Origin of the sequence: Mycobacterium kyogaense, assembly GCF_036946525.1 — a bacterium.
GTDB classification, from domain to species: domain Bacteria; phylum Actinomycetota; class Actinomycetes; order Mycobacteriales; family Mycobacteriaceae; genus Mycobacterium; species Mycobacterium kyogaense_A.
Genome location: NZ_JAQIIY010000035.1, coordinates 19,107 through 39,739 on the forward strand (window position 1 = coordinate 19,107; position 20,633 = coordinate 39,739).

Consider the following 20,633-nt stretch of genomic DNA (forward strand, 5'->3'; position numbering starts at 1 on the left):
TCCGAGCCTTCGCGATCGAGCTTAGTATACTAAGTATGCACATGAAAGTGCTCACGTCGACGGGTGAAGGTATTCCACGAGTGCCCGCACCGGGGTGCCCGTGGCGCCGGCGGGCCACGGGTGGGCGTCGCGTTCCAGCCACGCCGCCGAGCCGTTGTCGATGTGCACCCACGGTGTGTCGCCGACGAAAGAGCTCAGATACGTCGCCGCCAGTTGTCCTGAATCGGGCTGATCCGGCGAGGCATTGGCGATGTCGGCGACACGCGAGGGAAGCATCGACCTGTAGGTCGGATGCAGGGGAAGCTGCCAGCCGGGATCGAATGCGCGTCGTCCGGCGTCGGTGAGCTCACCCGCAAGAGCCGCCGCGTTGGTCCAGCAGCCCCAGTAGGCCGGACCGACGCCGCCCGAGTCGGTCAGCGTTCCGACATCGACGAGACCGGACAGATCCTGTCCGACAAGCCAACTCAATGCATCGGCCAAGACCAGCCGACCCTCGCAGTCGGTGTCGAGCACCTCGGTGCTCTGTCCGCCGGGGTGGCGCACGACGTCCCCGGGTCGAAGGGCAGCGCCGCCGGGCATGTTCTCGGCCACCGGCAGCACCGCCACCACGGGCGCGGTCCTGCCGAGGGCCGCCGCCGCGATGACCGCGGCCGCGACGGCCGCCGCGCCGGCCATGTCCGACTTCATCCACCACAATTCGGCGCCGTCGCGCTTGAGGTTGACTCCACCGGAGTCGAAGGTGATTCCCTTGCCCGCCAGCCCGATTGCCGGCCCCTCACCGTCGATCCGCAGCACGACGGCCAGCGGGGGGCGGGCGCTCGCCTCACCCACCGCGAGAGTGGCGCCGAACCCGCGGTCGCGCAGCACGTCGGCGTCCCACCTCTCGACGACCACCGAACCCGACGCGACCGCCTCGGCAAAATCGGCAACGGCGGCTGCGAAAGTCAAGGGAGACAGGGAGTTCGGAGGTGTCTCGACCAGTTGTCGCACCCATCCGGTGGCTCGTGCCACCGTCGCGGCACGCGTGAGGATCGTGTCGTCCGCGGTCGCAGCGACGAGGTGGATGCGCGCCCCGGCCGGACTGCCGTCGCGGTGGTACCGCCATGCCGAGAGTGCGTGGCCCTCGGCGACCGCGCCCAGCGCGTCCTCGGCTTCGAGTGGCAGCAGCGACAGCACTGTCCCGCCGGCCCGCGCGGACAGAGCGGCGTCGAACAGCCCGTGCGGCGTGGGGAGTCTGCCGTCGAGGCCCACCGCCACCACCCGGACCGGGCCGGACGGTCCGGGGACGGCGAGCACCGACCGGGACGCGGCTGCGCCGTCGAAGTCGGGATCGGTCATGACCAGATCGACGACGTTCACGCCGAGGGCTTCGGCGAGCAGAGTCGCGCCCGGTCCCGCGAACACGCCGCGCGATCCGCGCGGCAGACCGACGACGACGGTCGCCCCGTGGTGGTCGGCGAGTAGCGCGGCGAGCTCGGCCGGACGGTGGTGCGTCAGCGACACGGTGTCCACTAGGCGGGCCGAACCTGCATGAGCGTCTGCGTGGAGAGGTTGTTGACCGAGCCGACCAGTGGCGAGAGCAGGAAACCCGTCCACGTGGGGCTGTGCGCCTCGATCACGTTCTGGTACACCAGCACGATGTAGGGCCGGTCGGTGAAGGCCAGCTGCTGCATCTGGTTGACGATCTGCTGGCGTTCCTCGCGTGTGCGAGCGATGCCCTGGGCGGCGTAGAGCTTGTCGTATTCGGGGTTGCAGTACCCGCTGTCGTTGTTGTTGCCCCACTGCGCACAGGTGAGGACGCTGAGCTGGAAATCGGGATCCACCGGCGGGATCCAGTCCCACATGGCGAGGTCGAAGTCGTCGTAGGTGCTGTCCGGGCCCATGATCGCCGCGCTGGCCGCATCGGTGTCCATCTTGCGCATCACCAGATTGACGCCCGCCTCGCGCAGGGCGTTCTGCATGGTCTGGAACATCCGGTCGCCGGCACCGTTGATCTCGGTCGGGAAGATCACGTCGTAGCTCATGGGCACCCCGTTGGCCACGCGGATACCGTCTGGGCCCCGCCGGAAGCCGAGGCCGTCGAGGATCGAGTTGGTCTGGGCGAGGTCGAAGGGCAGCCCCTGGATCGAACTGTCGTGGAACCCCGTCGCGGGGGCCACGATCGTCGAGCCCGGTGTGGCCATCCCGAGCCAGGCCGTACTGACCATCTCGGATCGATTCATCGCGTACTCGAAAGCCTTGCGCACCGCGGGATCCAGGAGTTCTGGATGGTTCTTCTTCTTCGGGTTGGTGTTCACGATCAGCTCGTAATAGCCGGTGCCCGGGGCGGTGTCGACCACCATGCCGGCGTCCTTGAGCGAGGGCACGGTGGTGGCCGGGGTCGACTCGCCGATCATGTCGACCTGGCCGGTCCGCAGCGCGGTCACCATCGCGTCGGAGTTGGCGAAGATCTGCAGGCCGAAGCCGGTGATGGTGGGCTTCGCCGTACCCCACCAGGCGGGGTTGCGATCGAACAGGGCGAGCTGGTCCTTGCGGTACTCCGTCAGCCGGAACGGCCCGCCGGACACCATCGGCGCCTCGTTGGCGAACGTCGTCAGTTCCTTGCCGTCGCCGGCGGCGTACTGCGACCAGATGTGCTCGGGCAGGATGGGCAGCTGCGTCATCTGGGCGAGCACATTGGACACCGGCGCCGAATAGGTCAGGGTCAGGCGGTTGTCCCCGTCGGCGGTTGCCGACGTCAACCCCTGCATGAACCCGGCGAGCTTCCCGGCTGGGCCGTCGCGGAACTTCTCGATGGTGTTGAGGGTGAAGGCCGCGTCCTTAGCTGTCAGTGGCTTGCCGTCCGACCACGTCGCGTTCTGGGCCGTGTCGAACGTCCACACCAGACCGTCGGGCGAGGTCTTCCACGAGGTCGCGAACGACGGTTGTAGCGACATGTCCTTCGTGTCGTACTCCGTCAGATGCGGATAGACGTACTCGAAGACGACGCTGCTGTAGTCCGAACTGGACACGAAGGGATTGAGCGAGTCGATGGTCGCGCTGACCCCGATCCGCAGAACTGTCGAGCCGGATTCGCGGGAGCTACAGCCCGTTCCGGCGACCATCACGGCGACAGCGATCAGCGCTGCGAGAGCACCCCTACACCTCATCAACGGTCAATCCTCTCTGGACAACGCATTCCGTCGACAACGTCCTCCGAGGTGCGCATGGTCACTTATTGTGCTTAGTATCATGACCTACGTGAGCGGCTTGTCAACCGGAGGAAGGAGACTGGGTGCGCGGGGTACCTCTGGAAGCGTTCGCTTTTCGCGGTGGTCACCATCGTCGTCGCCCTGACCGTCAACTTCGTCCTGTTCCGCGTACTGCCGGGAGACGCGGTCACCCGGGTGTCGCGAATTCCGAACGCGTCGCCGGCCCTGCGGCAGGCACTGGAAGTCGAATTCGGTCTCGACAAGTCGCTCTGGCAGCAGTATCTGCTGTACGTGGAGCAGCTCTGCCGTGGCAACCTGGGCGTCTCGTTCACCAATCGGCAACCGGTGCTGGACAACCTGATCGAGGCCTTCGGTAACACCCTGCCGATGGTCGCGACGGGAACCATCCTGGCCATCCTCATCGGCGTGGCCGTCGGGGTGTACGCCGCCGTGCGGCGCAACACCCTGGCCGATCACCTCTCGACCGGGGTCGCCGTCGCGTTCTACGCCTTCCCGACGCAATTCCTCGGCATGATGCTGCTGATCCTGTTCTCCGGGGTGCTGCCGTCGGTGGGTATGCGCGACCCGTTCGCTGTGGCCCTGTCGCCGGGAGAGCAGTTCGCCGATCTCCTTCTGCACATGGCGTTGCCGGTGCTGACCCTCGTCCTCACGCTGTATGCCGAGAATGCGCTCATCGTGCGCTCGGCGATGGTGGAGACCCTCGGTCAGGATTACATCCTGACCGCGCGCGCCAAGGGGCTGTCACGGCGCAGGATCATCTGGTTGTACGCCCTGCGTAACGCCGCGCTGCCGACGATCACCCAGGTCGCGCTGTCGCTGGGCGCTGTCGTGAGCGGCTCCATCCTCGTTGAGGTCATCTTCTCGTGGCCGGGTATCGGAAGGGCGCTCTATGACGCTGTGCTGCAACGGGATTACCCGATGCTGCAGGGAGGATTCCTGGCTATCACCGTGACCGTGGTCCTGCTCAACTACCTCGCCGATCTCCTGTATTTCCGGCTCGACCCGCGGGTGTCGCGATGACGGCCGACGACATTCCCGTCCCGGTGCAACCGGGACGCCGGCGAGGCGCCTGGGGTGATCTTCGTACCGCCATGCGGCGCCCGCCCGCACTCATCGGAATGGCCGTCATCTCGGCGTTCCTCGTGGTGTCCGTCTTCTCGCCGATCCTCAAGCCCTACAGCACCTCGATCCCCAGCTGCCCGGTGTTCGACCCGCCGTCGGGCCGCCATTGGCTCGGCTGCGACGACGGCGGCATCGACGTGCTCAGTCTCGTGCTCCAGGGCGGCCAGGTGTCGATGTTCGTCGGTTTCACGGCGGCTGTGATCGCCATCGTGATCGGAACCGTCGTGGGCGTGCTGTCCGGCTACTTCGGCGGCTGGGTCGACACGGTGCTGATGCGCATCACCGATTACTTCATGGTGGTTCCACAGATCGTGTTGATGATCGTCGTCGCCGCAGTGTGGGGGCCCAGCCTCACGCACGTCATCATGGTCATCGGTTTCCTGATGTGGACCAGCACGGCCAGAGTGGTTCGCGCACAGGTCAAATCGTTGCGGGAACGGGTCTACGTCCGCAGGGCGGTCTCCATCGGGGCGAGCCACACCCGCATCATCGCCACGCACATCCTGCCGCAGCTGGGACCGCTGGTGATCGCCAACACCGTCCTGGCGATCACGCTCGCCGTCTTCAACGAGACGGCGCTGGCCTTTCTCGGTCTGTCCGATCCGACCGCGGTCACGTGGGGGACCATCATGGAGCACGCCTTCGAACGGGGCGCGATCAGCACCGGTGCCTGGTGGGCGATCGTGCCCGCGGGGTTGTGCGTCGCGGCGTTGATCGTGGGCTGCTACCTGGTGGGCAACTCGATCGAAGACGGACTGAATCCACGGTTGCGTTCGTCGTACCTGTCGACGTCGTCGTGGCGGATGCGGCCCCTGGTGGGACGCGGGGGTGACGCGCTGTGACCGGGCCGGCGAATGCCCTCGAGTTCGTGGGTCTCGACGTCTGGTTCGACCCGCGAGATCATCACGGCGGCAACCCGATTCACACGGTGAAGGACCTTTCGCTGACCGTGGCGCCGGGGGAGCGGGTCGGATTGGTGGGTGAGTCGGGGTGCGGGAAGACCACCACGATCCTCGCCGCGCTGGGTTTGTTGCCCCCCACCGCCACGGTCGGCGGGCAGATCCGCGTGGGCGGTCGCGACATCCTCGCCGGCGGTGAGGCGGGGATCCGAGCGCACCGGTGGACAGACGTCGCGATGGTGTTCCAGGGCGCGATGAGTGCCTTCAATCCGGTCATGACGGTCGGCCGGCAGATCCGTGAGGCGCTCGAGATCCACGGGATCGCCCGCGGCCGTCGCGCAGTCGAACGCACCAGGGAACTCCTGGATCTCGTCGGTTTGGCGCCCAGTACCGACGCTCGGTATCCGCACCAGTTGTCCGGTGGGATGAAACAGCGGGCGGTGATCGCCATGGCGCTCGCATGCGAGCCCAAGGTGCTGCTCGCCGACGAACCCACGACGGCGCTCGACGTCGTGGTGCAGGATCAGGTGCTGCGCCTGCTGGTCTCGCTGTCGGAAGAGCTCGGGCTGGCATTGGTTCTGGTGACCCACGACCTCGGTGTGGTGGCGCAGGCGTGCACACGGGCGGCGGTGATGCGCGACGGTCGGATCGTCGAGCAGGGCACGGTCGAGGACCTGTATCGACGGCCTGCCCATCCCTACACCCGTCAACTGTTCGAGTCCACGCCCGATCTCGCCGCCGTCGGGGGTGCCCGCGAAAGCCCGCCGCCTGCAAGCCCTTTGCTCGAGGTGACGGATCTGCGAGTGACGTTCGGCGATGTGGCACGTCCGCGACGCCGGAGATGGTCACCGCACAGAGCGGACGACGACACGACGTCGAGGCCGCCGGACGCCGTCGCCGACGTCAGCATGACAGTCGGTGAGGGTGAGCTGGTCGCGCTCGTCGGCCAGTCCGGGTGCGGCAAGACCACGACGCTGCAGGCGATCTTGGGGATGCAACCGGTGCGGTCGGGCTCCATCCGGATCGGTGGCACGGAGATCACCACCCTCGATGCCGCGGCGTGGCGTCCGTTACGTCGAGACGTCCAGATGATCTACCAGGACCCCTACGAGGCGCTCGACGGTCGCCTGCGCGTCGCAGACACTGTCGCCGAACCCCTCGTGGTCCACCGCATCGGCAGCGGCAGACGTGAGCGGCGGACCCTGGCCGCGGAAGCGCTGCGCGACGTGGGGCTCGACCCGGCGATCTTCGCCGACAGATTCCCGCACGAGCTGTCCGGCGGGCAACGTCAGCGCGTGGCGATCGCGGCCAGTCTCGTCCTTCGGCCACGCTTGCTCCTCGCTGACGAACCCGTCTCGATGCTCGACGTGTCGGTGCGCACCGGGGTGTTGGAACTGCTCGACGCGTTGCGCCGCGAACACCGGATGGGAATCCTGATGATCACCCACGATCTGTCGACGGCCGCCGCCTACGCCGACCGCATCATCGTGATGCGCGACGGTGCGGTCGTGGAGGCTGGGGCGGCGTGGCAGGTCGTGCACGAACCCCGCGCCGACTACACCCGCACACTGCTGGCGAGTGTGCCGAGCCCGGATCCCGCGCGGCGGCGGTCGTGACCGGCCGATGACCTCAGTCGTTGTCGCCCGTCGGGGTCGGTGCGCCCAGGGGCCGCACCGACCATGGACCGTTGTCGTGGGACTCCATGAGCCGAGGTCCGGAGTTGCCGGAGACGTAGAACAGGAACTCGCGGGCCGGGTAGGTCTGCTGGAAGCTGTCGAATGCGACTCCGGCAGCGGTGACGCTGATCCCGCGGATCCGCACCACGTTGACCTTCGCGGCCAACTGCAGGTGTTCGCGCTCCCAGGAGTTGGGCTGGTCGACCTCGAAGACCTGCTCGACGAAATCGTCGGTGAGTGCGTACCGCTCGGAGAGAAAGCCGTAGAGCGATCCGCCGTCGGCGATGCGCGTCTCGTCCAACGACGGCACGAGTTGCAGCGGAAGGACAGCCTTCTCCAGTACCTTCGGCGCGCTGCCGAGGCGTCGCAGGCGGCTGATCTCCCACACCGGCTGGCCGGCGTCGATGCCCAGGGCTGCAGCGTGTTTCGCACTGGGCAGTCCCACGAGCATGCTGACGAGCTCGGTGGTGAGCTCGACATCCCCGCCCGGGCTGGTCAGGGTGTCCAGCAGCGCGCCGGGTCGCGACGGCTCACTGACGAGGCGCTGCGGCGCGACGAAGGTGCCGACACCCTGGTGCCGCACGATCTTGCCGCTGCGCGTCAGTTCGTCCAGAGCGCGGCGCACCGAGATGACGCTGACTCCGGCCATCTCGGCGAGCTCCGCGGTGCTCGGCAGCTGGTCGCCCTCGCGCAGGCCGCGTTCTTCGATCATGTTCACGACCAGGTCGTAGACATGCTGATAGCGCAGGGCGCGCGGCGGCCGCGTCGTGGCCGTGGCTCTCGGCTTGTTCGGTGCGCCTCCGGTCACATGTCCTCCAAGGTGGGCTGACGACCGATCATGCCCCAGTCTTGCCTTCCGGCAGCCGCGGTGTCTCTGCCGACCCTCATAGTGTCGACATCGTTATACAAGGAATGAGGACAAACGTGGAAATCGTCGTCGCTCGTGACGCCGCCGAGGTGGCGGTGACCGCGGCAGCGCGGGTGGCCGAGCTGGTCTGTCGACGGCCCACCGCGGTGCTGGGACTGGCCACAGGATCGAGCCCCTTGGGCCTGTATTCCGAACTGGTGCGGCACGTGCAGGGCGGGCTCGACATGAGCGGGGTACGTGCCTTCGCCCTCGACGAGTACGTCGGTCTGCCACCCGAGGATCGGCGGAGCTACGCCGCGGTGATCCGCACCCATGTGACCGAACCTCTGGGTCTCGATCCCGGGCGCGTTCGGGTGCCCACCGGTGTTGCCGACGACCTCGACGCCGCCTGCGGGGAGTTCGAAGACGACATCTGTGCGGCGGGCGGGGTCGATCTGCAGATCCTGGGGATCGGGCGTAATGGGCACCTCGGTTTCAACGAGCCGGGTTCGCTTTTCGAGTCGCGCACCCGGGTAGCGGCCCTCGCCGAATCGACCCGACGGGACAACGCCCGATTCTTCGACCGGCTCGAGGACGTGCCGACCCTCTGTGTCACACAGGGACTGGCCACGATCATGGCCGCGCGCACCGCCGTCCTGATCGCCACCGGAGCGGCGAAAGCCGGCGCTCTCGCTGAGGCGGTCCGCGGGCCGGTCTCCACACAGTGCCCCGCCTCGATCCTGCAGCAGCACCCCGACGTCGTCGTGATCGTGGACCCGCCCGCTGCGGCAGGCCTCGAGGTACGCGACCGACTGCTCAGTCGGTGAAGGCACGCGAGTATCGGCAGCCGTCGCGCTCGGCCCATGCGGCGACACCGCCGACCAGCGGCCCGAATGTGAGGCGTTCCGGGAGACGGGGATCGGCACCGATGCGGTAGACGCGACCGCCGAGGGGCGCCAGCTCCACCTCACCGCCGGGCGCTTCGACACCACCCGGGGCGATGAGGAGGAGTCGTCCGCCCCGTGACACCACCCGGAAGTTCGTGAACCACGGTGTGTACGAGCGGTAGTGGCCGCACAGCTGCGTGTCCGCCCGAGCCGGCAGCCGCTGTCCGTGGCTGTCACCGCGAGCGAAGATGTGGGGTCCCCAATGCCATGCGCCGGCATCGAAGCTCAATGCGAACGTCCGCAGGCCACGGTGCCGGGTCAGCGCCGCGCCGCCCCACGTCCGCAGCAGCGGTGCCGTGCCGCCGCCGGTCTCGACTGCGAGCCGGACGTGAGCACCCGCCTGGTCGGTGACGACGCATCGTAGGGTGCGCGATTCGGAAACTGCCGCCGCGCAGCTGAATTCACCGACGCGTTCGGCGGCGAGGTCGGCGTCCCACCAGGACGGATCGAGGTCGTCGCGACGCACCGAACCGGGGTGTTCGAACTCCGCGGCGACGGTGCGGGCCAGCGCTTCGGCCACGGGCGAGTCGCCGTTGCTGTTCGTCAGGACGCAGACGGCCAGCCCGTGGTCGAGATCGGCGAGCAGAAACGACGCGTATCCGATCATTCCGCCGCCGTGCGACAGTACGGTGCGGCCGTGCACCTGCTCGACATTCACCCCGAGGCCGTACCGACTGGACATCGACGTCGGGATGCCCGGCAGCGCGAGGACGTCCTCTCCCGACGGTGCGGTGGCGTGCACCATGGCGGCGAATTCTTCGACCTCGAGGAGGGTGTGACCGTCGAGGGTGCCTCGCCCGAGCAGCATCCGGGCGAAACGTCCCAGATCCGCGATCGACGTCGCGATGTTGCCGTCGGCGCCGGCCACCTCGAGGTAGGGCACGGCGACCACCGGATCGCCTGGAATCCAGGGCCGATCGTCGCGCAGCGGTCGGTAGCCGCGGGCCATCGCCGGATCGTCGTCGTAGGTGACGCAGGCCGTACTGTCCGACATGCCGAGGGGTTCGAGGATGTCATTGCGGACCAGGTCGACCAGACTCCGGCCCGAAACCTGCGCCACCGCAAGGCCTGTCAGGATGTATCCGAGGTTCGAGTAGTGGAAGAAGCTTCCTGGCGCGGCCGACGACAGCGAGCCCTGGAAGCAGATCGCCTGACCGATGTCGTCGGGCAAGGCGTCGACGCTGGACACCAAGCCCGCGGTGTGGTTGAGCAACCTCCGCAGGGTGAGCGTCTCGGCGTCGAGCGGCTCGGGCAGCCAGTCCAGGACGGCACTCACCGGCTCGTCGAGGGAGAGCCGTCCGCTACGCAGGGCACGGAGGGCGGCAATCGCAGTGAAAGCCTTACTGATGGAACCGATTTGAAAACGATGCTGCGGCGCCACTGCAATGCCGGCGACCGGATCGGCATGGCCGAAGGAATGGGTGAAGACCACACCGTGTCGATCCACGACCGTGACCGCGCCCCCCGGAATCGACCAGTGCCGAGCGATCGCTGCGATGAGCGTCGTCAGGTCCGCCCGGCCCTGCTCGGGTGACGTCACTCCAGAACTCCCTTCGCATCGTCGGGCGAGGTGCGCACCGATTCATCTTCGAGTTGCAGGACAATATACTGAGTATTATGTTGGCGCGGGGGACGAGCCCGAGGAGAATTGGCAGTGTCCGACACCGCATCTGAACAGAGCCGGCAGCGAGGCAGTCTGAGGTCCGGGGCACTGCGCGCCGGTGACGTCGTCGTGATGGCCCTTGCCAGTTCTGGCCCCACCCAGAGCGTCGCCGTCACGCTGGCGGCAATCCTGGCCACCGTCTCCTACGCCGGCTTCCTGCCGATCCTGATCTGCTTCGTGCCGATGCTCGGCATCGCGCTCGGCTATCAGCGATTGCACGCCTGGCAACCCAGTGCCGGCGCGACCTATTCGTGGGTGGGCAGGGTCCTCAACCCGCACGTCGGCTTCTTCGCCGGCTGGATCATGCTGCTGTACTACACGGTCGGCACCACGAGCCTGACGATCCCGCTGGGAAGCTACCTGCTGAGCTTCTTCTCCGACGACGCGGCCAACGACGCCGTCGCGGTGGCCGCCGTCGGCACCGTCTTCAATGTCGTCGTCCTCGTCGTCGCCGCGCTGGGCGCTCAACTGTCCGCGAAGTTCCAATGGATGTGGGCGGTCTTCGAGTACGCACTGGTTCTCGGATTCGCCGTTGCCGCTGTCGTTTACATCAGTTCCGGTCATCCCGGTGTGGTCCCGGTGGACTCGTCGTGGTTCACCATCAGCGGCGCCGGCGGTTTCGACTCGCTCATCGCCGGTGTGCTCCTGGCGATCTTCCTCTACTCGGGCTGGGACACCGCCGCCTACGTCGGTGAGGAATCGTCGGGGAAGAAGGCCGGGCGGGCCGCCGTGACCAGCGTCGTCCTGCTCTTCGTCATCTATTCGGTGACCGTGCTGGCGTTCCAGGGCATCGCGCCCATGTCCGAGATGCAGGACCACGCCGCCAACATCCTGGCATTCGTGGGCGAGCGCCTCGGTGGCGGCTTCTGGAAAGAGGTGATGATCGCGGCCGTGCTCGGAGGCACGCTCGCATCGCTTCTCGCAGCGATCGTCAGCTCGTCTCGCATCGGTTTCGCGATGGGACGCGACCGCGTCATCCCCTCCTGGTTCGCCGGTGTCCACCACCGCTTCGGCACACCGTGGAACGCCACGCTGGTTTTCGGGTTGCTCAATGTCGTGTTCCTCTGGGGCTCGACGCTGATCAGCTCGGTGGGCGCCGCGCTGGCAGACATCGTCAGCACCCTGGGCCTGATGGCTGCCATCTTCTATCTACTCACCGCCACCACTGCCATCTGGTGCTACCGCACCCAGATCACCCGATCGGTGGGCGATTTCGTGATCGGTGGCGTGATGCCGGGCCTGGGTGCCCTCTTCCTGGCCTTCGTCATCGTCTACGCGCTGGCGTCCGGTTCCCTCAACGGGATCGAGATCGCCTTCGGCGTGGGGCTTTCGGCCTTCGGCCTGGTGTTGTCGTTCCTGTCGGCGCGCATCGGGAAGGCGCCCTACTACACGGCGGGACGCCGACGCTTCGGGGAATAGATTCGTCCTCGCCGGGGTCGTGACCCGGTATGAGTGACACCGAATTCAATTCAGAAGAACTGGTCAACAACGCCGACGCGCTCAACGAGATGAACCGGCAGGTCGTCGAGGAGTTCCGCGCGAACGGCGGCAAGGTCGGCGGCCCCTTCGAAGGCATGCCCATCGTGCTGCTGACCACGACGGGCGCGAAGTCGGGGGAGCCGCGTCTGTCCCCGCTGGTGTATTTCGACATCGACGGCCGCATTCTGATCGCCGGCTCGATGGGTGGTGCGCCGAAGGCGCCGGCATGGGTGCACAATCTGCGCGCCCACCCGGCAGTCCACGTCGAGATCGGTGACGACTCCTACGACGCGACAGCCACGGAGCTGCCCGGCGAGGAGCGCGACGCCCTGTATCCCCGCGTCGTCGAGAGGGCACCGCAGTTCGGCGAGTACCAGGCGAAGACGACCCGGGTCATCCCGCTGTTCGAACTCACGAGGTGACCTTGGCGGCCAACGCCGCCAGCTTCTCGTCCAGTGCCACGGCTGCGGCACGCAGTTCCGCGTTGGATTCGACGAGCATCAGCGACGACGGCCTGACATAGGTGAGGCTGCTGCCACCGTCCTCGTCGAGGACGAGCACCTCGACGGGAACGAACAGAGCGGCCGTCTGGTCGTGGCGGACCATCGTGATCGCGATCAACGGATTGCCGAGGATCACGCGCAGGACCTTGCGCTCGACACCGGCTTTGGTGATCCATGCCCCGTGATCGAGGAGAGCGAACAGCATGAACCCGCTGGGGCCGACATAGGGTTCGACGCGATCGCGATAGGCCTGCCAATCGCCGCCCGCGGCACCGATCTCGGTGATCGGCACCGGTTGCTCGCCGATGTCGGCGAGCAGCGCGGCGACGAGGTCGTCGTAACTCTTGGTGCTGTCGTAGCGCACCCGGACACCCTCGAACCGGGTCTCGGTCGCCATGTCAGAGACGCTCGATGATCGTGGCGTTGGCCATCCCGCCACCCTCACACATGGTCTGCAGGGCGTAGCGACCCCCACGCTGGTGCAGCGCGTTGACGAGCGTGGTCATGATGCGGGCCCCACTGGCGCCCAAGGGGTGCCCGATCGCGATCGCGCCGCCGTTGACGTTGGTGCGAGCCAGATCGGCACCGGTGTCGCGGGCCCACGCCAGCACCACGGGCGCGAATGCCTCGTTGACTTCGAACAGGTCGATGTCGGCGAGCGAGAGGCCCGAGCGGGCCAGCACCTTCTCGGTCGCTGGGATCACGCCGGTCAGCATGTACAGCGGATCGGAGCCCACCGCGACCGTCGTGTGGATACGGGCGAGCGGTGTCAGGCCGAGCCGGCGCGCGGCGGCCCCGCTGGTGATCATCACCGCGGCGCTGCCGTCGGACAGCGGCGAGCTGTTGCCTGGCGTGATCCGCCAGTCGATCTGCGGGAAGCGCGTTCCGATTGCCTCGTTGTAGAACGCCGGCCGCAACCCGGCCAGCGTCTCGACCGTCGTGTCGGGCCGGATGATCTCGTCGTGGGTCAACCCCGCGATCGGCGCGAGTTCGGCGTCGAACAGACCGTCCTTGGCGGCGCGTGCGGCTTTCTGATGGCTCTCGGCGGAGAACTCGTCGAGCTCGGTGCGCGACAGGTTCCACTTCGCCGCGATGAGTTCGGCGCTGATGCCCTGGGCCACGAGGCCGTCGGGGTAGCGCTGCGCCATACCGTCGCCGAACGGGCTGCTGCCCGGCAGCACTGCGGCGCCCATCGGGACCCGGCTCATCGATTCGACGCCCGCGGCGATCACGATGTCGTAGGCGCCGGCCAGGACTCCCTGCGCGGCGAAGCTGATGGCCTGCTGGCTGCTGCCGCACTGGCGGTCGACCGTGGTACCCGGGACGGACTCGGGGAATCCCGCGCCCAGCAGGGCGTTTCGGGCGATATTGAGCGCCTGGTCACCGGCCTGGGTGACCGCGCCTGCAATGACGTCGTCGATCTCGACCGGGTCGACACCGGTGCGGGTGATCACTTCGCGCAGGCTGTGGGCCAGCAGATCGGCGGGCAGGACCTCGTGCAGCGCACCGGTGGCCTTACCCTTGCCGACGGGGGTGCGTACCGCGCCGACGATGACGGCGTCGCGATCGGAGTATTCGGACATGTGTCCTCCTGGAGACTCGGCTCTGAGTACTGCTCTCTATACTCAGATGTAACAGCTGAGTACACCGACAACAACCCAGCAGGGGAGTGATCTGCATGACAGTGCTGCAGGGGCCACTGGCCGACCGCGACGCGTGGTCGGCGATCGGCAAGTGCCCGGTCGAGAAGACGATGGGCCTGGTCGGCACCAAGTCGGCGATGCTGATCATGCGGGAGGCCTTTTACGGCACCACCCGGTTCGACGATTTCGCCCGCAGGGTCGGCATCACGAAGGCGGCCACCTCGGCCCGGCTTTCCGAACTGGTCGACGCCGGCTTGCTGGCCAAACAGCCCTACCGCGAACCGGGCCAGCGGGTTCGCGACGAGTACGTGCTCACCGACGCCGGTACGGAGTTCATGCCGGTGGTGTGGGCGATGTTCGAGTGGGGCCGCAAGCACCTCGGCGACTCGGCACTGCGGCTGAAGCACCTGGGGTGCGGGGCCCAGGCGGGCGTCGAGATCGTCTGCGACAACGGGCATGTGGTGCCCCCGGACGAGCTGGGGATCGCGCTCAGGTGAGGTAGACCTTGCGCAGCCGCTCGGTCACGGTCCAGGTGGTCCGCGATCCCTCGGCCAGTCGCACCACATCGCCGGGAACGAGCGTCAACGGCGCTGTGCCGTCGGCGAATTCGACGGTGGCCCGGCCGGTGAGCACGATGAAGATCTCGTCGCTCTCGACATCGGTCATGATGCCCTCGGTCATCTCCCAGATGCCGACCTCGACCTCGCCGAGGCTGCCGAGCTCGACGCTGCCGGTCTGCGGCCGCCCCGCCACACTCTGGTCGGCGGGCACATCGGCGAGCTCGACCGGCACGTGAGCCGCGCGCAGCACGCTGTTGGCTTGCAGCGCAGTCACCGCAGGGCCTGCCGGAACTCCTTGGCCGCGGCCATCAGTTCTTGCACCCGCGACGTCTCGGCGGGGTTCTCGAACACGCCGTCCTTCTTGAAGTACGTACCGACGACGGCGCCGTCGGCGATGGCGAGCTGGCTGGCGACGTTGTTGGCGCGCACACCGGTGTTGACGAACACCGGCACCGCACCGGCCGCGTCCTTGACCACCTTGAGCGCCTCGGTGTCGGTCGGGGAGCCGGCCGTGGCCCCCGAGACGCAGATCGCGTCGGGCAGCGTGGCGAACACCGTGGTGCGGGTGATCGCCGCCAGATCCCGGTCGGCCAGGTACTGCGCTGATTCCGGGACGATGTTGAACAGCAGCCTCACCCCGGCACCGCCGACGCGGGCCCGGTGCCGGGCCACTTCACCGACGTTGGTGTCCCACAGGCCGAAATCGCTGGCGTAGACACCGGTGAAGATCTCCCGCACGAACGACGCCCCGGTGGCGACGGCGAGGTCGATCGACGCACGACCGTCCCACAGCACGTTCACCCCGTACGGCACGGTGATGTCGGGCAGCAGCTCGCCGATGATGCGTGCCATCGTGATCGCGGTGATCGGTTCGGTCTTGGTCAGGTACGGCAGGCTGAACTCGTTGCTGATCATGATCCCGTCGACCCCGCCGCTCTGCAGCGCGTCGAGTTCGGTGCGGGCCCTCTCGAGCACCGCGGCGATGCCGCCGGCCGAGTCGTAGCCGGGGTCCCCGGGCAGAGCGGACAGGTGCAGCATGGCGATGACGGGCTTGCTGACGCCGAAAACCTCGTCGAGCCAGGTGGTGGTCACGGGAATTGCCTTTCTGTTGAACAAGCTTCGGAAGTGTTGGGGGGTCTCAATCCATGTACGCGCCGCCGTTGACGGCCAGCGCTTCCCCGGTGATGAATCGGGCGTCGTCGGAGAGCAGGAACGCAACGGCCCGCGCGACATCCTCGGGCTGCTCGAGCCTGCCCAGCGGTGTGTCGGCGAGCATCATGTCGCGCACACCCTCCGGGGTGGTGCCGCGCAGTTGCGCCTCCCACTCCAATTCTCTTGATTGCATGGGTGTTTCGACGTAGCCCGGGCACACGCAGTTGACGGTGATGCCGTGCTCGCCGAGTTCGTACGCCATCGCCTGCGTGAGGCCGACGACGCCGAACTTCGACGCGACGTAGTCCGACAGGTAGGGCACGCGGCCCTGTTTGCCGGCCATCGAGGCGGTGTTGACGATCGCGCCCGCCACGCCGGTGCGCACCATCTCGCGCGCCGCGGCCTGACCGCAGACGAACACGCCCTTGAGGTTCACCGCCATCGTCTGGTCGTAGCGCTCCACCGGTGCATCGAGAAAGCGATGCATGAACGAGATGCCGGCATTGCTCACCCAGGCGTGCAGGCCGAGGCGGTCGGCCACATCGGCGGCCAGTGCGGCCGCGGCGGCCGCATCGGTGACGTCAAGGGCCGCGGCTTCGTGGCCGGCGCCGGAGTTCGCCAGCGTGCCCACCGCGGCCGTGGCGGCGGCGGCGTCCAGATCGGTGACGATCACCCGCCACTGCCGGTGGGCGAGTTCGCGGGCGATCGCGCGGCCGATGCCCGAGCCGGCGCCGGTGACCACGACGGTTCTGCTCATCAGGTGTTGTGTTCCTCTCGTGTTCTACGCGGTTCGCTGCCCGGTGGCGGCGTCGAAAAGGTGGGTGGCGCCGGGGCGCACGGACAGGGCGACCGGCGTGCCTTCGGCGATGCCCGCGAGTGCGGGTCCGTCGACGACGGCGGTGATCTCGGTGCCGCGCGCGTCGATCGTGACGATCGCTCGGGGGCCGAGGTTCTCGATCAGCGTGACCCGGGCTGAATCATCAGTGTCGGCGTCTATATCGGTGGGGGCGAGCTCCAGATCGTCGGGCCGAACCCCCAGGCGAAGGGGGCCGGCCGCGCCGGACCTGTCGGTGGTCAGCGCGAAACCGTTGGCCAGATGGAAGTTCCGGCCCTCGAACTCGCCGTCGAGCAGGTTCATCTTCGGGCTGCCCACGAAGGTGGCGACGAACGTGTCGACCGGCCGGGCGTAGACCTCCTGCGGCGGACCCTGCTGGGCGATACGGCCGTCACGCATCACGACCATCCGGTCCGAGAGCGTCATCGCCTCTTCCTGGTCGTGGGTCACGTACACCGAGGTGATCCCCAGCCGTCGCTGGATCTGCAGCAGCTCGGTCCTGGTCTCCACCCGCAGCTTCGCGTCGAGGTTGGACAGCGGCTCGTCGAACAGGAACACCGACGGCTCGCGGATGATGGCCCGGCCGATCGCGACGCGCTGCTGCTGGCCGCCGCTGAGGTCTTTGGGCTTGCGCGACAACAACTGTGCCAGGCCCAGCGATTCGGCGATCTCGCCGGCGCGCGCGAGCGCCTCGCGGCGCGGTGTGCGGGTGGCCCGCAGCGGGAACGCGATGTTCTCCGCCACGCTCAGGTGGGGGTAGAGCGCATAGTTCTGGAACACCATCGCGATGTCGCGGTCGCGCGGCTGCAGATGGGTGACGTCGCGCTCGCCGATCGTGATGGTGCCCGAGCTGACGGTCTCCAGCCCGGCCAGCATGCGCAGCGACGTCGACTTGCCGCAGCCGGACGGACCGACCAGCACGGTGAACGAGCCATCGGGTAGTTCGAGATCGAGATCGCTGACCACCGAGGCGTTTCCGTACGCCTTGGTGACACCGGAGAATCGGACCTGCGCCATGGATGCCTTCCTAGAACTTCACCGCGCCGCCGCTGATGCCCTGCACCAACCTGCGCTGGATGAAGAAGCTCGCCACGACGACGGGAATGACCGCGATCAGGATCGCCGCGCTCATCGAGCCGATCTGAACTCCGCGGAACGTGTTGAAGCCGGCGATCGCCACCGGCAGGATCGCCGCCTTGCCCGGCGCCAGGATCAGGCCGTAGAACAAGTCGTTCCACGACAGGGTGAACCCGAAGATCGCCGAGGCACCGACGCCGGGCAGTACCTGGGGGAGTACCACCAACCGGAATGCGGCGAAGCGGGTGAATCCGTCGACCTGTGCCTGCTCCTCCAGTGAGCGCGGCACCGCCTCGAAGAATCCGATGAGGAACCAGGTGACCACGGGCAGAACGAAACTGAGGTGCGCGAAGATCACCGGCACCAGCGTGTCGGTCAGCCGTAGCGCGTAGGCCATCGTCAGGAACGGGAAGACCAGCACCGCCGGGGGCAGCACCTGGGCGGCGAGCATCCCGAACCGGGTCAGTGTCCCGCCCGCCCGGAACCGGGCGATCGCGTAGGCGCCCGTGCTGCCGACCACGACGCTGATGCCGACGGTCACCAGCGCCACTAGCGCGCTGCGTCCCGCCGCGCCGAGGATGTCCGAGGCCAGCACGTTGCGCCAGCTCGCCAGCGTCGGGGTGAAGTTCAGCAGGAACGGATCGTCGAGCTGCGCAGGGGTTTTCACACTCGCCAGCGCGATCCACAACAGCGGGAACGCGACGGTGATGCCGGCCGCCCACAGCAGTGTGACCCGCAGCACCCCGAGGATCGAGAAGCGACTCATCACGTGTGCGTCCTCTCCCGTGCCCGGTCCATACGGCGGAAGGCGACGACGATGACGGCCAGCACCACCACCAGCACGACGAACGCCATCGACGATGCCGAGCCGAGCCGGAAGAACTGGATACCGGTCTGGTAGATGAAGTACTGCAGCGTCTCGGTTTCGGTGCCCGGCCCGCCGCGCGTGGTGGCGAACACGTACTCGAACACCTTCATCGCATCGAGGCAGCGCAGCAGGATCGCCACCACCAGGACCGGGGCGAGCAGAGGCAGAGTGACGCGGCGCAGCACGTAGAAGGCGCTGGCACCGTCGACCCGCGCGGCGTCCATCGGTTCGCGCGGAATCGATTCCAGGCCGGCGAGCAGCAGCAGCACCATGAACGGGGTCCATTGCCAGACGTCGATGAACGCGATCGTGAACAGTGCGCGGCCGGGCCCGAAGAAGTCATAGGAGATGCCGAGCCCGCGCAGCAGCTCCGGGATGGCGCCGAGTTGGTCGTTGAGCAGGAAGCGGAACGTGAGCCCCACCGCGATCGGCGTGATGAACATCGGTGCCAGCAGCATCGAGCGCGTGAGATCCTTTGCCCAGCGCTGCTTCTGCAGCGAGAGGGCTATCGCCAGGCCGAGAATGAGCTCCATCCCGACGGCGACCGCGACGAACAGGGCGGTGGTGCCGAACGCATGCCAGAACGCGGTGTCGCCGAAGGTGGCGGCGTAGTTGTCGGCGCCGACGATGCTCGGCGCGCCGCGGTCGGTGAGCTTGTAGTCGGTCACCGACAGGTACGCGGCGTATCCGAGGGGGAAACCGACCACCCCGACGAAAAGGGCGACGAGGGGGGTGACCATGCCATGAGCGAATTTCACGGTGGTCTGCGCTCCTTTCGTGGGGTGGTCGGCTTCCGGTTCTCGAAGACCCGGCTAGCCCTGGATCTTCTCGGCTGCGGCCTGGGCGGCGGCCAGGGCGTCGTCGACGCTCTTGGTACCGGCCACGGCTTCGTTGAGCTCGGTGCCGACCGCCTGGATCATCTCCTCACCGCTGGGCCCCTGGCTCAGCGGCGCCGAGTTGGCCAGCAGCTGCTCGACCGTTTTGTAGTAGTCAGCGCCGAATTTCCCCTGCAGCACAGCGGGATCGGCGAGCGTGCTCTTGCGGATCGCCGCTCCACCGTTCTCGACGCGGGTGACATCGTTGGGCTTGGCGGTGATCCACGAGGCGAACGCCCACGCCGCGTCGGAGCTGGCGGAGTTGGCCGGGATCGCCCAGCTCCAGGAACCCAGGACCTGCTTGCCGCCGGGGATCGGCGCCAGCTTGACCTTGCCTGCCGCCGGGCCCGAGCCGGGCTCGTTGATCGCGGGCAGCTGCCAGTTGTAGTTGATCATCGAGGCCGACTGGTTGGCCGACACCGACCGCTGGGCTTCGTCCATGCTCCAGTTCAGGCTGTTCGGCGGCGCCGCGGTGCGATAGGTGTCGATGTAGGCCTCGAGCGCACGCTTGGCCTCGGGGGTGTTCAGCGTGACCTTGCCGTCGGCGCCGTAGATAGAGCCGCCCGCGGCGAAGAGCCAGTTGCCCCACTCCTCGAAGATCTTGTACCCGCGCTGCGGCTGCATCGCGATGCCGGCGCGCTCCGGGGTCTTGAGCGCCTTGCTGACACTGACCAGCTGGTCGAGGTTGGTGGGTACCTGCTGATTGGCGGCCGCGAGATCGTCTGTGTTGTAGAGGTATCCGAGTGCGTAGTTGTAGAACGGAACTCCGTAGCGCACCCCGTCGACGGTGGTGATGTCGGTCAGGGGCTTGAAGAAGTCGGCCGCGTCGTAATCCGGGGTGCTGTCGATGCGCGCGTCGAGCGGCTGCAGGAACTTCGCGTTGGCGAAGTCGACCATCCACGGATTGTCGACGACGATCAGGTCGTAGGTGGGTGTCGAGGACTGGAAGGACGACACCAGCTTGTCGCGCATCTGGTCATAGGTCAGCGACTCGATGTCGACCTTGATGTCGGGGAAGGTCTTGTTGAAGTCGGCCACCATCGACTTCACGATGTCGGTGTCCGGCACGTTCTCCATCAGGATGCGCACGGTGCCCGAGGTGTCCTTGGCCACCTCGCCGGTGCCGGTCGCCTGCGACTGTTCCGGGCCGCCGCTGCCCGCACACGCGGACAGTGCGAGAGCCAGAACGGCGAACAGGGTGAGGGCGACAGAGCGAAGGGTGCGGCTCCGTCGCCTCGCGGAGGGTGTTTGCGTGATTCTCATTGCGGTCGTGCT

Annotated in this window: 20 protein-coding genes and 1 pseudogene; 8 read left to right on the top strand and 13 right to left on the bottom strand. The window is 67.5% G+C overall.

Annotation, left to right across the window (positions count from 1 at the left end; genetic code table 11):
• Positions 1–51 precede the first annotated feature (51 nt).
• Together PGN37_RS24625 and PGN37_RS24630 are read right to left on the bottom strand one after the other, a co-directional pair.
• Positions 52–1,512, bottom strand: coding sequence for a leucyl aminopeptidase family protein (locus PGN37_RS24625; RefSeq protein ID WP_335333602.1), 1,461 nt, complete (start codon positions 1,510–1,512; stop codon positions 52–54).
• On the bottom strand, positions 1,512–3,149 hold the full coding sequence (locus tag PGN37_RS24630) for an ABC transporter substrate-binding protein (protein WP_335333636.1): 1,638 nt from the start codon (positions 3,147–3,149) through the stop codon (positions 1,512–1,514). The genes PGN37_RS24625 and PGN37_RS24630 overlap by 1 nt, the downstream gene beginning before the upstream one ends.
• 147 nt (positions 3,150–3,296) lie before the next feature.
• Between PGN37_RS24630 and PGN37_RS24635 the strand changes: the two are divergent.
• The 4 genes and pseudogenes from PGN37_RS24635 to nikE form a co-directional block, all read left to right on the top strand.
• Positions 3,297–3,566, top strand: a pseudogene (locus PGN37_RS24635) (ABC transporter permease); the annotation flags it as partial.
• Positions 3,567–3,578: 12 nt separating this feature from the next.
• On the top strand, positions 3,579–4,232 hold the full coding sequence (locus tag PGN37_RS24640) for an ABC transporter permease (RefSeq protein ID WP_335333637.1): 654 nt from the start codon (positions 3,579–3,581) through the stop codon (positions 4,230–4,232).
• The gene (locus PGN37_RS24645; RefSeq protein WP_335333603.1) at positions 4,229–5,176 is read left to right on the top strand and encodes an ABC transporter permease; all 948 of its coding nucleotides are present in this window, start codon (positions 4,229–4,231) and stop codon (positions 5,174–5,176) included. The genes PGN37_RS24640 and PGN37_RS24645 overlap by 4 nt, the downstream gene beginning before the upstream one ends.
• The gene (gene nikE, locus PGN37_RS24650) at positions 5,173–6,849 is read left to right on the top strand and encodes an ABC transporter ATP-binding protein (protein ID WP_335333604.1); all 1,677 of its coding nucleotides are present in this window, start codon (positions 5,173–5,175) and stop codon (positions 6,847–6,849) included. The genes PGN37_RS24645 and nikE overlap by 4 nt, the downstream gene beginning before the upstream one ends.
• Before the next feature lie 13 nt (positions 6,850–6,862).
• Here nikE and PGN37_RS24655 read toward each other — a convergent pair whose 3' ends face one another.
• Positions 6,863–7,717: a GntR family transcriptional regulator gene (locus tag PGN37_RS24655; protein ID WP_335333606.1), complete on the bottom strand. Its 855-nt coding sequence runs from the start codon at positions 7,715–7,717 to the stop codon at positions 6,863–6,865.
• A gap of 116 nt (positions 7,718–7,833) precedes the next feature.
• Between PGN37_RS24655 and PGN37_RS24660 the strand changes: the two genes are divergently transcribed.
• Positions 7,834–8,583, top strand: coding sequence for a glucosamine-6-phosphate deaminase (locus tag PGN37_RS24660; RefSeq protein WP_335333607.1), 750 nt, complete (start codon positions 7,834–7,836; stop codon positions 8,581–8,583).
• Here PGN37_RS24660 and PGN37_RS24665 read toward each other — a convergent pair.
• The gene (locus tag PGN37_RS24665; RefSeq protein WP_335333608.1) at positions 8,573–10,243 is read right to left on the bottom strand and encodes a serine hydrolase domain-containing protein; all 1,671 of its coding nucleotides are present in this window, start codon (positions 10,241–10,243) and stop codon (positions 8,573–8,575) included. The two genes, PGN37_RS24660 and PGN37_RS24665, sit on opposite strands and share 11 nt — an antisense overlap.
• Positions 10,244–10,357: 114 nt before the next feature.
• On the opposite strand from PGN37_RS24665, the gene PGN37_RS24670 reads away from it, so the two are divergent.
• Positions 10,358–11,785 carry an APC family permease gene (locus PGN37_RS24670; protein ID WP_335333609.1) on the top strand — a complete coding sequence of 476 codons (1,428 nt, stop codon included), beginning with the start codon at positions 10,358–10,360 and terminating at the stop codon, positions 11,783–11,785.
• Between the two features lie 29 nt (positions 11,786–11,814).
• Entirely contained in the window at positions 11,815–12,267 is a 453-nt protein-coding gene (locus PGN37_RS24675) for a nitroreductase family deazaflavin-dependent oxidoreductase (RefSeq protein ID WP_335333610.1), read from the top strand.
• Here the strand turns inward: PGN37_RS24675 and PGN37_RS24680 are convergent.
• Positions 12,257–12,745, bottom strand: coding sequence for a DUF302 domain-containing protein (locus tag PGN37_RS24680; RefSeq protein WP_335333611.1), 489 nt, complete (start codon positions 12,743–12,745; stop codon positions 12,257–12,259). The two genes, PGN37_RS24675 and PGN37_RS24680, sit on opposite strands and share 11 nt — an antisense overlap.
• Before the next feature lies 1 nt (position 12,746).
• Entirely contained in the window at positions 12,747–13,931 is a 1,185-nt protein-coding gene (locus PGN37_RS24685) for a thiolase family protein (protein ID WP_335333612.1), read from the bottom strand.
• A 95-nt stretch (positions 13,932–14,026) separates the two neighbouring features.
• Here PGN37_RS24685 and PGN37_RS24690 point away from each other — a divergent pair, with 95 nt between their 5' ends.
• The gene (locus tag PGN37_RS24690; RefSeq protein ID WP_335333613.1) at positions 14,027–14,488 is read left to right on the top strand and encodes a winged helix-turn-helix transcriptional regulator; all 462 of its coding nucleotides are present in this window, start codon (positions 14,027–14,029) and stop codon (positions 14,486–14,488) included.
• On the opposite strand, the gene PGN37_RS24695 is transcribed toward PGN37_RS24690, so the two are convergent.
• The 7 genes from PGN37_RS24695 to PGN37_RS24725 are packed head-to-tail and all read right to left on the bottom strand — an operon-like array spanning position 14,481 to position 20,621.
• Positions 14,481–14,825, bottom strand: a complete 345-nt coding sequence (locus tag PGN37_RS24695; protein ID WP_335333614.1) for a cupin domain-containing protein — start codon at positions 14,823–14,825, stop codon at positions 14,481–14,483. The two genes, PGN37_RS24690 and PGN37_RS24695, sit on opposite strands and share 8 nt — an antisense overlap.
• Positions 14,822–15,643: a BtpA/SgcQ family protein gene (locus PGN37_RS24700; RefSeq protein ID WP_335333615.1), complete on the bottom strand. Its 822-nt coding sequence runs from the start codon at positions 15,641–15,643 to the stop codon at positions 14,822–14,824. Before PGN37_RS24700 ends, PGN37_RS24695 begins: the two co-directional genes overlap by 4 nt.
• Positions 15,644–15,689: 46 nt before the next feature.
• The gene (locus tag PGN37_RS24705) at positions 15,690–16,460 is read right to left on the bottom strand and encodes an SDR family NAD(P)-dependent oxidoreductase (protein ID WP_335333616.1); all 771 of its coding nucleotides are present in this window, start codon (positions 16,458–16,460) and stop codon (positions 15,690–15,692) included.
• Between the two features lie 24 nt (positions 16,461–16,484).
• Complete coding sequence (locus PGN37_RS24710; RefSeq protein ID WP_335333617.1) at positions 16,485–17,555, bottom strand: ABC transporter ATP-binding protein; 1,071 nt, start codon at positions 17,553–17,555, stop codon at positions 16,485–16,487.
• Positions 17,556–17,565: 10 nt separating this feature from the next.
• The gene (locus PGN37_RS24715) at positions 17,566–18,381 is read right to left on the bottom strand and encodes a carbohydrate ABC transporter permease (protein WP_335333618.1); all 816 of its coding nucleotides are present in this window, start codon (positions 18,379–18,381) and stop codon (positions 17,566–17,568) included.
• Positions 18,381–19,241 (bottom strand): carbohydrate ABC transporter permease, encoded by an 861-nt coding sequence (locus tag PGN37_RS24720; RefSeq protein WP_335333619.1) that lies wholly within the window; start codon positions 19,239–19,241, stop codon positions 18,381–18,383. Before PGN37_RS24720 ends, PGN37_RS24715 begins: the two co-directional genes overlap by 1 nt.
• 54 nt (positions 19,242–19,295) lie before the next feature.
• A complete protein-coding gene (locus tag PGN37_RS24725; RefSeq protein ID WP_335333620.1) occupies positions 19,296–20,621 on the bottom strand; it encodes an ABC transporter substrate-binding protein in 1,326 nt (441 codons plus the stop codon).
• Positions 20,622–20,633: the final 12 nt, after the last annotated feature.

Coding starts and splice junctions, on each gene's coding strand:
- PGN37_RS24630 (WP_335333636.1), bottom strand. CDS start 3,149: ATGAGGTGTAGGGGTGCTCTCGCAGCGCTGATCGCTGTCGCCGTGATG.
- PGN37_RS24640 (WP_335333637.1), top strand. CDS start 3,579: ATGGTCGCGACGGGAACCATCCTGGCCATCCTCATCGGCGTGGCCGTC.
- PGN37_RS24645 (WP_335333603.1), top strand. CDS start 4,229: ATGACGGCCGACGACATTCCCGTCCCGGTGCAACCGGGACGCCGGCGA.
- PGN37_RS24675 (WP_335333610.1), top strand. CDS start 11,815: ATGAGTGACACCGAATTCAATTCAGAAGAACTGGTCAACAACGCCGAC.
- PGN37_RS24680 (WP_335333611.1), bottom strand. CDS start 12,745: ATGGCGACCGAGACCCGGTTCGAGGGTGTCCGGGTGCGCTACGACAGC.
- PGN37_RS24685 (WP_335333612.1), bottom strand. CDS start 13,931: ATGTCCGAATACTCCGATCGCGACGCCGTCATCGTCGGCGCGGTACGC.
- PGN37_RS24690 (WP_335333613.1), top strand. CDS start 14,027: ATGACAGTGCTGCAGGGGCCACTGGCCGACCGCGACGCGTGGTCGGCG.
- PGN37_RS24705 (WP_335333616.1), bottom strand. CDS start 16,460: ATGAGCAGAACCGTCGTGGTCACCGGCGCCGGCTCGGGCATCGGCCGC.
- PGN37_RS24710 (WP_335333617.1), bottom strand. CDS start 17,555: ATGGCGCAGGTCCGATTCTCCGGTGTCACCAAGGCGTACGGAAACGCC.
- PGN37_RS24715 (WP_335333618.1), bottom strand. CDS start 18,381: ATGAGTCGCTTCTCGATCCTCGGGGTGCTGCGGGTCACACTGCTGTGG.
- PGN37_RS24725 (WP_335333620.1), bottom strand. CDS start 20,621: ATGAGAATCACGCAAACACCCTCCGCGAGGCGACGGAGCCGCACCCTT.